This is a genomic window from Janthinobacterium breve, from assembly GCF_051380895.1.
Classification (GTDB): domain Bacteria; phylum Pseudomonadota; class Gammaproteobacteria; order Burkholderiales; family Burkholderiaceae_D; genus Janthinobacterium.
Window position 1 is genome coordinate 18,860 of sequence record NZ_JBNYXY010000007.1, and the last position, 11,716, is coordinate 30,575.

13 protein-coding genes are annotated in these 11,716 nt (G+C 59.0%); 7 read left to right on the forward strand and 6 right to left on the reverse strand.

From position 1 onward, the window contains the following. Positions 1 to 15 precede the first annotated feature (15 nt). From cyoB to ACQ4W0_RS14625, 6 genes are read left to right on the forward strand one after another with little or no spacing between them, the layout of a single operon-like run. Positions 16 to 2,019 carry a cytochrome o ubiquinol oxidase subunit I gene (gene cyoB / locus ACQ4W0_RS14600; RefSeq protein ID WP_219134395.1) on the forward strand — a complete coding sequence of 668 codons (2,004 nt, stop codon included), beginning with the start codon at positions 16 to 18 and terminating at the stop codon, positions 2,017 to 2,019. Next, the gene (gene cyoC, locus ACQ4W0_RS14605; RefSeq protein WP_071077269.1) at positions 2,012 to 2,650 is read left to right on the forward strand and encodes a cytochrome o ubiquinol oxidase subunit III; all 639 of its coding nucleotides are present in this window, start codon (positions 2,012 to 2,014) and stop codon (positions 2,648 to 2,650) included. Before cyoB ends, cyoC begins: the two co-directional genes overlap by 8 nt. Beyond that, on the forward strand, positions 2,647 to 3,033 hold the full coding sequence (cyoD, locus tag ACQ4W0_RS14610) for a cytochrome o ubiquinol oxidase subunit IV (protein WP_092797724.1): 387 nt from the start codon (positions 2,647 to 2,649) through the stop codon (positions 3,031 to 3,033). Before cyoC ends, cyoD begins: the two co-directional genes overlap by 4 nt. Further along, positions 3,030 to 3,863, forward strand: coding sequence for an SURF1 family protein (locus tag ACQ4W0_RS14615; protein WP_436577369.1), 834 nt, complete (start codon positions 3,030 to 3,032; stop codon positions 3,861 to 3,863). The genes cyoD and ACQ4W0_RS14615 overlap by 4 nt, the downstream gene beginning before the upstream one ends. Then, positions 3,847 to 5,196: an ATP-binding protein gene (locus ACQ4W0_RS14620; protein ID WP_436577370.1), complete on the forward strand. Its 1,350-nt coding sequence runs from the start codon at positions 3,847 to 3,849 to the stop codon at positions 5,194 to 5,196. Before ACQ4W0_RS14615 ends, ACQ4W0_RS14620 begins: the two co-directional genes overlap by 17 nt. Beyond that, complete coding sequence (locus ACQ4W0_RS14625) at positions 5,186 to 5,722, forward strand: response regulator transcription factor (protein ID WP_219134400.1); 537 nt, start codon at positions 5,186 to 5,188, stop codon at positions 5,720 to 5,722. Before ACQ4W0_RS14620 ends, ACQ4W0_RS14625 begins: the two co-directional genes overlap by 11 nt. A gap of 24 nt (positions 5,723 to 5,746) precedes the next feature. Here the strand turns inward: ACQ4W0_RS14625 and ACQ4W0_RS14630 are convergent, their stop codons facing one another. The 6 genes from ACQ4W0_RS14630 to ACQ4W0_RS14655 all read right to left on the reverse strand — a co-directional run bounded on the left by ACQ4W0_RS14630 (position 5,747) and on the right by ACQ4W0_RS14655 (position 9,176). After that, positions 5,747 to 6,406 (reverse strand): hypothetical protein, encoded by a 660-nt coding sequence (locus ACQ4W0_RS14630; RefSeq protein ID WP_436577371.1) that lies wholly within the window; start codon positions 6,404 to 6,406, stop codon positions 5,747 to 5,749. 223 nt (positions 6,407 to 6,629) lie between these two features. Then, the gene (locus ACQ4W0_RS14635; RefSeq protein ID WP_436577372.1) at positions 6,630 to 7,226 is read right to left on the reverse strand and encodes a hypothetical protein; all 597 of its coding nucleotides are present in this window, start codon (positions 7,224 to 7,226) and stop codon (positions 6,630 to 6,632) included. A 6-nt stretch (positions 7,227 to 7,232) separates the two neighbouring features. Next, positions 7,233 to 7,748 carry a GNAT family N-acetyltransferase gene (locus ACQ4W0_RS14640; protein ID WP_436577373.1) on the reverse strand — a complete coding sequence of 172 codons (516 nt, stop codon included), beginning with the start codon at positions 7,746 to 7,748 and terminating at the stop codon, positions 7,233 to 7,235. 14 nt (positions 7,749 to 7,762) lie between these two features. Next, a complete protein-coding gene (locus ACQ4W0_RS14645; RefSeq protein WP_436577374.1) occupies positions 7,763 to 8,113 on the reverse strand; it encodes a hypothetical protein in 351 nt (116 codons plus the stop codon). 255 nt (positions 8,114 to 8,368) lie between these two features. Continuing rightward, a complete protein-coding gene (locus ACQ4W0_RS14650) occupies positions 8,369 to 8,737 on the reverse strand; it encodes an L-2-amino-thiazoline-4-carboxylic acid hydrolase (protein WP_436577375.1) in 369 nt (122 codons plus the stop codon). A gap of 1 nt (position 8,738) precedes the next feature. Continuing rightward, positions 8,739 to 9,176: a hypothetical protein gene (locus ACQ4W0_RS14655; RefSeq protein ID WP_436577376.1), complete on the reverse strand. Its 438-nt coding sequence runs from the start codon at positions 9,174 to 9,176 to the stop codon at positions 8,739 to 8,741. Between the two features lie 838 nt (positions 9,177 to 10,014). On the opposite strand from ACQ4W0_RS14655, the gene ACQ4W0_RS14660 reads away from it, so the two are divergent. Continuing rightward, positions 10,015 to 11,709 carry a ShlB/FhaC/HecB family hemolysin secretion/activation protein gene (locus ACQ4W0_RS14660; protein ID WP_436577377.1) on the forward strand — a complete coding sequence of 565 codons (1,695 nt, stop codon included), beginning with the start codon at positions 10,015 to 10,017 and terminating at the stop codon, positions 11,707 to 11,709. The last annotated feature ends 7 nt before the right edge of the window (positions 11,710 to 11,716 follow it).

An 11,716-nucleotide genomic window follows, 5' to 3' on the forward strand; every position in this document is an offset into this window, starting at 1 on the left:
TCTCTGAGAGTAACAATGCTAGACCATATTGATCTGACGAAGCTTATATTCGGCCGTCTGACTTGGGATGCAATTCCATTTCACGAACCTATCCTGCTGGCGACCTTTGCGATGGTCGCCCTGGGCGGTATCGCACTCGTTGCGGCACTGACGTATTTCCGCGTCTGGGGTACCCTGTGGCGCGACTGGATCACCAGTATCGACCATAAAAAAATCGGTATCATGTACATGATCTTGGGCCTGGTCATGCTGCTGCGCGGCTTTGCCGACGCGCTTATGATGCGTACCCAGCAGGCGATCGCCTTTGGCGACAATGCCGGCTTCCTGCCACCGCATCACTACGACCAGATCTTCACCGCCCACGGCGTGATCATGATCTTCTTCGTCGCGATGCCTTTCGTGACGGGTCTGATGAACTACGTGGTGCCGCTGCAAATCGGCGCGCGCGACGTGGCTTTCCCTTTCCTCAACAACTTCAGCTTCTGGATGACCACCATGGGCGCCGCCCTGGTCATGGCTTCGCTGTTCGTCGGCGAATTCGCCCGCACGGGCTGGCTGGCGTATCCACCGCTGTCGGGCATCGTCGGCAGTCCGGACGTGGGGGTCGACTATTACATCTGGTCCTTGCAAATTGCCGGGGTCGGGACGCTATTGTCCGGTGTCAACCTGATCGCCACCATCGTCAAGATGCGCGCGCCAGGCATGACCTGGATGAAAATGCCCGTCTTCACCTGGACCGCACTGTGCACCAACATCCTGATCGTCGCCGCTTTCCCGGTACTGACGGCTGTGTTGGCCATGCTGTCGCTGGACCGCGTTGCCGGCTTTAACTTCTTTACGACGGAACTGGGCGGCAACGCCATGATGTACGTCAACCTGATCTGGATCTGGGGTCACCCAGAGGTTTACATCCTGATCCTGCCACTGTTCGGCGTGTTCTCGGAAGTGGTCGCCACGTTCAGCAGCAAGCGTTTGTTCGGCTACGCCTCGATGGTGTACGCCACCTGCGTCATCATGATCCTGTCGTACCTGGTATGGCTGCATCACTTCTTCACCATGGGTTCGGGCGCCAGCGTCAACTCCTTCTTCGGCATCACGACGATGATCATTTCGATCCCGACGGGCGCGAAGATCTTCAACTGGCTGTTTACCATGTACCGCGGCCGTATCCGCTTCGAACTGCCTATGCTGTGGACGATCGGCTTCATGGTCACCTTCACCATCGGCGGCATGACCGGCGTGCTGCTGGCCGTACCACCAGCGGACTTTGTATTGCACAACAGCCTGTTCCTGATTGCCCACTTCCATAACGTGATTATCGGCGGCGTGGTGTTCGGTGTGTTTGCTGCAATCAACTACTGGTACCCGAAAGCCTTCGGCTACAAGCTCGACACCTTCTGGGGCAAATGCTCGTTCTGGTTCTGGTTCGTCGGCTTCTACCTGGCCTTCATGCCGCTGTACGTGTTGGGCCTGATGGGCGTGACCCGTCGTGTCAACCACTTTGAAGATCCATCGCTGCAAATCTGGACCATCATCGCCTGGTTTGGCGCCGTCTCGATCGCACTGGGCATCGGCTCCATGCTGATCCAGTTCGTCGTCAGCTACCGCAACCGTCACGCCCTGCGCGACGTCACCGGTGACCCATGGGGTGGCCGTACGCTGGAATGGTCGACGTCGTCGCCTCCGCCAGACTATAATTTCGCCTTCACGCCACAAGTGCACGAACTTGATGCATGGACGGACATGAAGAAACACGGTTACCAGCGTCCGACGTCCGGTTTCACGAAGATCCACATGCCGAAGAACACCTGGGCTGGTTTCGTGATCGCCGCACTCTCCGCACTGGTCGGTTTTGGCCTGATCTGGCAAATGTGGCTCGTCGCCGGCATAGGCTTCGCGATCATGATGATTACCATCATCGTCCATACCTTCAACTACAAGCGCGATTACTACATTCCTGCGGAAGAAGTGGTCCGTACCGAAGACGCTTATACTAAATTGCTGAGCAGCCATGTCTGATACCATCGCCCATAACACCGGCGCCGCTGGCGCCGCACCAAGCACGCGCAGCTACTTTGTGCGCGAGCACCACCCGGAAAACGGCAGCTTGCTGGGTTTCTGGCTCTACCTGATGAGCGATTGCCTGATCTTCGCCTGTCTGTTCGCCACGTACGCCGTGGTGGGCCGCAACTACGCGGACGGCCCGACGGGCGCCGCGCTGTTCGACCTGCCGCTGGTGGCCGTCAACACGGCCATGCTGCTGCTGTCGTCGATCACCTACGGCTTCGCCATGCTGGCCATGCAGCGCAAGCAATTGCGCAGCACGCTGGTCTGGCTGGGTATCACGGGCCTGTTCGGCCTGGCCTTCCTGTCGCTGGAAATGTATGAATTCATTCATCTGATCCACGAAGGCGCCGGTCCGCAGCGCAGCGCGTTCCTGTCGTCGTTCTTCGCCCTGGTCGGTACGCACGGCTTGCACGTGACGTTCGGCGTGATCTGGCTCGTGACCTTGATGTTCCAGTTGAACAAGCATGGCCTGACCCCGGAAAACGGCCGTCGCATGATGTGCCTGTCGCTGTTCTGGCACTTCCTGGACGTCATCTGGATCGGCGTCTTCACCTTTGTCTACCTGATGGGAGTGCTGCCATGAGCGACCACCACACACACGGCGATAGCCACCACCATGACCAACACGATCATGGCAGCCTGAAAAGCTATGCTATCGGCTTCATCCTGTCGGTGATCCTGACGGCCATTCCTTTCTGGCTGGTGATGACGAAAGCCATCACCAACTCGGGCACCATGGGTCTGGTCCTGCTGGCGTTCGCGGCTGTTCAAGTAGTCGTGCACATGGTGTACTTCCTGCACATGAACACCAAGTCCGAAGGCGGCTGGAACATGATGGCCTTGATCTTCACCATCATGATCGTGGGCATTGCCATGGCCGGTTCCCTGTGGGTCATGTACCACATGAACCACAACATGATGCCGGATCTGATGCCTGAATACATGCATACGAAAACGGCTCCATGATGAGTCAACCGCGCCCAAGCAACACCGGGCGCGCCCCTGGCGCCGCATCGCAAGATGCTGCGCCAGGCCCACGCGGCATGGCGGTGCATTATTCAAGAATTGCACTGGCCATACTCGCGGGGATCGTTTTTGCCGGTTTCTGTGCCCTGGGCACCTGGCAAGTCAAGCGCCTGTTCTGGAAGCTTGACCTGATCGAGCGCATCGAACAACGCGTACATGCGCCCGCAACGGACGCACCTGGACCCGCAGCCTGGGCCAGCATTACGCCACAAACGGATGAATACCGCCATGTGCGACTCTCCGGTACGTATCTCCCCATTTTCAATACCCTGGTGCAAGCTACGACGGCACTGGGCAGCGGTTATTGGCTGGTGACGCCATTGCGCCTGGCCGATGGCAGCACCGTGCTGGTCAACCGCGGCTTCGTGCCGAAACGCGCAAGCATCGCCGCCAGCACGCCGGCCGGCGTCGTCCACGTCGACGGCTTGCTGCGCATCAGCGAGACGGGCGGCGGTTTCCTGCGCGAAAACAGTCCTGCCACGCAGCACTGGTATTCGCGCGACGTGGCCGCCATCGGCGCCTCGCACATGCTCTCCAACGTGGCGCCATATTTTGTCGATGCGAAGGAAAAATCGGAAACGGCCAGTGACGCTCCCGTCGGCGGCCTGACCGTGATTTCCTTCCACAACAACCACCTCGTGTACGCCTTGACGTGGTTCGCGCTGGCCTTGATGGTGGCCGGCATCAGCTGGTGGATCGTGCGCGAAGACAAGCGCCGCCGCGCCCGTGGCGCCCAGCGCCAGGAAAGCGACCATGCCGGGCAGGATTGAAATCCTGCCCAACCGCGAAGTACTGGAGCGCGGTGCGGTGGCGACCGAGATGGAACATCCGGCCGGCCACCAGAACATGAAGCTGCTGATCCAGTTGCGCTGGCTGGCTGTGATCGGCCAGATCAGCACGATCTTTGGCGTGGGCGTGGGGCTGGGCATCGCCTTGCCCGTGCCCTATATGCTCGAAGTGCTGTCCTGCCTCATCGCATTCAACCTGGCCAGCCTGCTGCGCTGGCACGAACGCCAGCCCGTTTCCAACACGGCGCTGTTCCTCGCCTTGCTGGTCGACGTCACCGTGCTGACGGCCCAGCTCTACCTGAGCGGCGGCATAAGCAATCCGTTTGCCTTCCTGTATTTATTGCAAGTCATCCTCAGCGCCGTGCTGCTGGAAGTGTGGTCGACCTGGATCATGGTGGCCATCACCAGCCTGTGCCTGGCCGGCCTGGCCTTGCTGCCCGGCCCCTTGATCCTGCCGATCGACCCCGAGCGGGGCTTTTCCAGCCTGTACGTGCAAGGTTTGCTGATCTGTTTCATCCTGAACGCCGCCTTGCTGGTGGTGTTTATCACGCGCATCAACCGCAACCAGCGTGCCGGCGACGCCAAGGTGGCCGACTTGCGCCAGCGCGCGGCGGAAGAAGAGCACATCATCCGCATGGGCTTGCTGGCTTCGGGCGCGGCGCACGAGCTGGGCACGCCGCTGGCGACGCTGTCCGTCATCCTCGGCGACTGGCGCCGCATGCCGGAACTGAGCAAGAACAGCGAATTGCTGGAAGAAATCACGGAAATGCAGGCGCAGTTGCAGCGCTGCAAGAGCATCGTCAGCGGCATCCTGCTGTCGGCGGGCGAGGCGCGCGGCGAATCTTCCGTGAAAACGACGATCAACACCTTCCTCAACGACCTGGTGGACGAGTGGCGCAGCAGTCGCCCGATCCAGAGTTTCGAGTACGATAACCGCATCGAGCATGACGTGCCCGTCGTCTTCGATTCGACCCTGAAACAAACCATCTGCAATGTGCTCGACAATGCGCTGGAAGCGTCGCCCGACTGGCTGCGCTTCGAAGCGACGCGCGAAGCGGATGCCTTGCACCTGGTCATTACCGATGCAGGACCCGGCTTCGAGCCGTCGATGCTGACGCACCTGGGCAAACCGTATCAAAGCAGCAAGGGTAAACCCGGTGGTGGCCTGGGACTGTTCCTGGTGGTGAATGTTGCGCGTACCCTGGGCGGTACGGTGACGGCGCGCAACCGCGTGCAGGGCGGAGCGGTGGTGCATCTGGCCTTGCCGCTGGCGGCCATCAAACTGGAAAGAGAAAGCGACCACCATGCAGGATGAACGTCTGTTACTGATCGTGGAAGACGACGCCGCGTTTGCCCGCACCCTGGGCCGCTCGTTCGAACGGCGCGGCTACCAGGTCATCCTGGCCACCAATTTCGACGAAGCGAGCGCCTTGCTGGAGCAGCATTGCCCCGATTACGCCGTCGTCGACCTGAAGCTCAATGGCAATACGTCGGGCCTGGCTTGCGTGCAGATGCTGCACCAGCACGACCCGGAAATGCTGATCGTCGTGCTGACAGGCTACGCCAGCATCGGCACGGCCGTCGAAGCCATCAAGCTGGGCGCTTGCCAGTACCTGGCGAAACCGTCGAACACGGACGACATCGAAGCGGCCTTCGGCCACGTGGCCGGCAACGCCGACATCGAACTGAGCAACCGCGCCACCAACATCAAGACCCTGGAATGGGAGCGCATCCACGAAATGCTGGCCGAAACGGATTTCAATATCTCGGAAACGGCACGGCGGCTGGGCATGCACCGGCGCACCCTGGCGCGCAAGCTGGAGAAGCAGCGGGTGAAGTAGGCACTGCGATAGCCCCTGCGCGGTCTAATCGTTGTCGAACGTTAATTCGATCGTACTGTCGTCACTCCAGTCCTGCTCCCGCAACGGTGGCGTGAACGACGTGCCGCTGAAGGGCACGGGCGCGCTTTTGTCGTTAAAGCTGATCGTTGCAGTGGCGATGCGCCGCCCTTCGGAAAAGCTGTAGGTGCCTTTTTGCGACACGAAATTGCAGGGGCCACCCAGGGCGCTCATCGCCGTGCGCATCGCGGAAGGCAAGGTGTCCTTGTCGATGGCCCAATGGACTTCGCAGGCCAGCCGCAGGTCGCCCAGGCGGCGCGTCGTGTCGCTGGTCGCCGCGCTGCGGATGTAGGGTATCCACCGGACCGACCGCGCCTTGCGGTTCACGGTCAGCTCGGCCTTTTCATACAGCGGCCCCTGCTCGACGGGCAAGGTGAAGATATTGCGCTCCCCCAGCGGTATTACCATGCCCGCCTCGTCGCTTTCCAGCCGGAGCGCGATGGCGTGCATGTCGACATCGGCACGGCGCGGTTCCAGGATGAAGCGCAACTCCGCGCCTGGCGCCAGCGCCTGTTTTTCCTCGAAGCGTTTGACACCCTTGAGCATGGCACTGTAGGGCTTCCAGTCCGGATCCCGCATGCCCTTCACATTGACGGACGCCGCAGCATCCTGTCCTGATGGCTCCATGGCTTGCGCGGTGTCCACCCGAGCCTGTACCGTAGCGCCGTATAAACACAGCAGAAAACCAGCTATTGCACGCATATTCATCCTGTTCATTAATCTCAAGTAATTGCTTGTCAAACTCAGCTTGGCATAAGTGTAAAAAAACAGAGGCGCCAGGAGGTTTTTAAGACAGAGTGTCAATTGGGATGAATGAAGTGATTGAAATCGCAGTTTTGCAGCCTCGTCATCAATGATCTGCGGCTTTCACGGCGACGCCCGACGTGACCAGGACTTCATGTTCATAGGCGCCCAAATGGCCATAATGACCTTTGGGGCTGAGATAGCCGACAATCCGCACGTGCGGCTGCTCATAGCTTGAATTGGGCGGCACCAGGCCGACTTCCTTCCATGCAACGCCACCGAATGAGTCAAGCCACCATGCGCCGGCGTCAACGTCAACGTCAACATGGGCCGGTTGGAAAACGCTCTTTTCAAAGCCCCGCGACCAGGTGCCATCGCGCTCGATGGCAAGGTAGCCATAGCCTGCCATGATATTGGCCCGTTCGGACGGATGATCGCGCCAATAGCGTTGACCATTCGTGTAGGCATCGCGCATGATCGCCGATTGCGTCACAATCCCGCCCGATGGATGGATCAAACCTTGAAAGAACCACTGCGCGTATTCGGCTGGTAGCGTGGGGGATGTGGGCATTTGTTTGTCCGCCGCCTGTGTTTGAGCGAAAGCACTGGCGTATCCAAGAACGATATCTGGAATATTGCCGGCTGCAGCCTTGCCGGCAAGGGCAGTTATTAATAGCAGGAGTGTCGAAATAGAGCGTCGCATCGCGTTTCATCTTTCCATTGTTAATGCCGATGCGGGTTCCCGCCAAGCCATCTTTTGCACCCGGATATGCGGATGGCTTTCCAGCGCTTCCCATTCAGGCAAGAATACAAAGCCCTGTTTCCGGTAAAACGCCGCGGCGCGGGCATTCTCGGGCGCCACGCCGAGCACCAGCCGCGCGTGGCCGTTGCCGACGGCGCATTGTTTCACGGCCTCGACCAAGCCTTGCGCCACGGCCAGGCCCCGATATTCGGACTGTACCCACATGGCGATCAAGTGGCACTCGCCATTGCCTGCCACCACTTGCGCGGCGAGGCCGATGGCTAGCTCGCCGTCAAAGGCGAGAAAAAACGTGCGCTGCGGCGTGCTGACGGCGCGCTGTTGCCAGTCGGCATCGGAAAAACGGGCTGCGCTGGCGTGGCTGGCGCCAAAGGCGGTGGGGGCATCGAGCAGGGCGGCCAGGCGCGTGACTTTCAGCGCCTGCCAGTCGGCGGCGCTGGTGGGGCGGATAATAATGTTCTTCAAATCTGTGGGCGCCCTTAACTGGTCGGCGTGGCCGTGGAGGATGAAATCTTTTTATATGCTTCCGCCAGCATCGTGACGGTCGCCACGTCGTTCACGCTGCGCGCCTCGATGATCGTCTCGCCCGCAGCGATGGTGACATCGCCGTTCGCATAGCTGGCGGGAAAGCGCCGCTCGGTGATCTTGTTGGTGAGCACATTGCGCGTATAGCGCAGCGCCACGAGCCGGTCGCCTTCCTGTTTGATGACGACATAATTCGGCACAGTGGTGCGTTCCAGTTTCCAGGTGCCGATAAAGTCTTCGACAGGGGCGGCGCTGGCGTGCAGGGCACAGCAGGCGGCGAGGGCGCCCAGTAGCAGTTTTTTCATGGTGTTGACAACCTATGCAAGGGTGGCCTGCGGCGCAGGAAAATACGTCCGTCATGCTTGAATGACATGGCGCTTAGCCATGGGCAAGCGCCAGCCATTGAAGTATTTGGCAATATTAACAGGATCGCTGCCTTGTTTGTAGCCGCTCCCACCATTTTGCTCACGCCTTGTTGGGGGAGGAGGTTTGCCCCCCCCCCCCGCATCTCCCTATGATTGGAACAGGCCGCCAGCACTCCATTGCGGGTCTTGCTCAGGCTAGCTTCGCTGCCGGGAGAATCGGAAATTGCAATGGCTCGCGCCGCCAGCCAAGGTTTGCGTTCTTTCCATGTGGATACCCCGCGCTGTATAAGCGACGCAATCAAGCCCGCAAATGTTCGGCAAGATTTCCTTGTCTTCATGCTGCTGCGCGAATTTGCAAAAACCGCATGCCCTGTAGTTGATGCCGAATTCAAGGTTGTCAGCTGGCCCCGGCGCAACGAAATCGTAGATGAAATCTTCCGGAAACGCTAACTGATGGCTTTCTGTCGCGGCTATACAGTCTATTGACAATCCAGCGCTACAGGCCCGCATCTGGCCCAGGCTGTGTAAAACGTGCGCCGATGGGACGAAGGCCGCGCAGCGCATGTCAGGTGAGCGTGGAACAGGTGTCGAGGCGTGCGCGCAATGCGGGCCATGTTGCAAGCAAAAAGTCTTCCCGCTCCGCCATCTGTCCGTCGGCCTGCGCCTGTCGCAACAGGGCTTCGATGGCGGCCACATGTTGTGCTGTCTGCTGTTGCAGTGACAGGTCGAACAGGATCAAGGCCGCTTCGAAGTTGCCGGGCGGGCGTTGATCGTCTGCTGGCGTGGCGGGGAAGGGCGGCGTCGCAAACGCCGTGCCATGCCAGATGGCCAGGGTCTGCAGGATTTTCTTGCCGAGTTGCCGGGCGGCGCCATCGGCGCCCTGGCTGTACAGCTCGGCCAGGGGCAAGGCCACGTCTAGCGCGGGGCTATCGTCGCGGCGGCACAGGGACAGCAGCAAGCTACCGTTATGTGGCAGTGAAACTTCGATCTTGGGCATGGCCATGACAAGCTTTATTTCGTAGCATTAAAAACATCATACTATGCCACATTTTCCTGCTTTGCAACGGCAGTCCCACGGCGGCGTTATATCACGCGCCAGGATAAAAATAGATATTGCAAATTGAGCATGCTTAATTATTGCTTCGCATGTCCGGCCTTCCGAGACTACAGCAAAAGGGGCTTGCAATCTAATTTCCGCATGGAAACAATATAAAAAAATTTCAAATGTGCACGGATACATAGAACTTTGGAAATGCCATTAATTACGATAGCGCTTGCTGACGTTTCTCCGTATTCTTGCTTCAGCACTTAGGACCATACCCCGTCGTCCAGCACCATATCCGCATTGCCGTTCACGAAATTGCACGGTTTGCCATTTGGATTGTCACCGAATGCTGATCGACGCGATTCTTGCCTTTCTCCTCGCACCGACTCCGTTTATATAACAAATCAAACGGCTGTGTTATCTCATGATTTAAGGAAGTTGGCCGTATAGCGCAAAGCCTTCTTTCTCACATATTATTTATTAAAAAACAATGTGTGAAAAAGCGACTAAGTCGCATTTTAATTTTAATATATCTTGCACATAAGATTTCCACGCGTATTCTCAATGGATCCGAGAAAATTTTATAGTGGAAACCAAGCTCTACATTTAGCTGGAGGTCGAATGCGGAAATTCCTCTATTTAATGAAAATACCCCATGTTTTCAAGTTTTCAAAAGAAAACTAATGAGCTCGCTTAAATCCCGCATGCCGCAATTATCGGCTGGCGGTACCTCACCACCCCCTGTTGATGATTTTCATCGTCAAGGAAGTCACTCGCATCAGAAGGAATTCAACTCATGCTGCCACATCGCTTGCCGCTGTACATCCTGACAGTTTTGTCGATCTCCATTTCATCCGCTTTCGCGCAAACCGTTCCGGATGCGGGTTCGCTATTGCAGCAAATTGAAAAAGGGCGATTGCCGCCGCCATCAGGCAAGCAGGTGCCGCTTCTGGCGCCGCCGCCTCAGCCCATGAAAGAATTGTCGGGAATGTCGGTCACGGTGTCGCGTTTTCAATTTGCCGGCAATACCTTGCTAACAGAAGCGCAACTGGCGCCTGCCGTGACAGGCTTCCTGAACCGGCCACTCTCGTTCAGTGATCTTCAAAACGTCGCTGCCGCAGTTGCCGAAACCTACCGCAAGGCCGGCTGGATCGTGCGCGTCTATTTGCCACTGCAGGAGATCAAGGACGGCATCGTGACGCTGCAGGTCGTCGAAGCGGTGTTCGGACAAGTGCGCATGGAAGGCTCGGCGCCGAGCCGCGTGCCATTCGACAGGCTGGTGCCTATCGTGGGTGCCGCGCAGCCACATGGCGCAGCGCTGAAGGCGGAAGCGATGGACCGCGCCCTGCTGCTGCTGGACGACATGCCTGGCATCAGCACGGCCGGCAGCCTGGCGCCCGGAGAGCAGGCCAATGAAGTCGACCTGGTCTTGAAGATCGAGGATGAAAAACTCATCACCGGGCAGGTGGGCGTCGACAATGCCAGCGCCCGTTCCACCGGCAGCGCGCGCCTGACCGCCGACCTGTACATCAATAGTCCCCTTCGCCTTGGCGACCAGGCGGTCGTCAATCTGATGCATACGGAAGGCAGCGATTATGCGCGCCTGGCCTACACTGTGCCGCTGGGCGCGGCCGGATGGCGGGTTGGCGCCAATGCGTCGCACCTGCGCTATCGCCTGGTGGACGATGCGCTGGCCGCGCTCGACGCATCCGGGACGTCGACCACGCGCGGGCTCGAAGCGACCTACCCGCTGATCCGCGCGCGCCTGAAAAATCTCTATCTGGCCCTCAATTACGACAACAAGCGCTTCGACAATCGGGCGGCAGCGAGCACGATCACCCATTACAAGATCGACACCTTCACTGTCGGCCTGAACGGCAATGTGCTTGATCAATACGGTGGCGGGGGCAGCAACAGTGCCAGCCTCGCGCTGGTGCATGGCAATGTCGACCTTGATGGCTCGCCCAACGCCAGGGCCGATGCCATGACCACGCGCACAGGCGGCAGTTTCACCAAACTGCGCTATGCCGCCAGCCGCCAGCAGGTACTTACCGAGGCGCTGGCCCTGTACGCGGCGTTCTCGGGCCAGGCTGCAGGAAAGAACCTCGATTCGGCCGAGAAATTCTATCTCGGCGGCGCGTATGGCGTGCGCGCCTATCCGTCCAACGAAGGCGGTGGCTCGGAAGGGCAGCTGTTCAACCTGGAACTGCGCGCGCGCCTGCCTAACAACGTGAACGTCACCGGCTTCTACGACTGGGGCCACGTGAAGATCAACCACGACAATGCTTTTCCCGATGCGCCGGCGCTGGGCAGTTATAGCCTCAAGGGCGCGGGCCTGTCCGTCGGCTGGCTGGCCAGCTTCGGCCTGAATCTCAAAGCTACCTGGGCCAGGCGTATTGGTGACAATCCGAACCCGACACTGACGGGAACGGACCAGGATGGTTCATTCAGAAAGAATCGCTTTTGGCTCCAGGCCTCGATGCCGTTCTAGCTTTCGC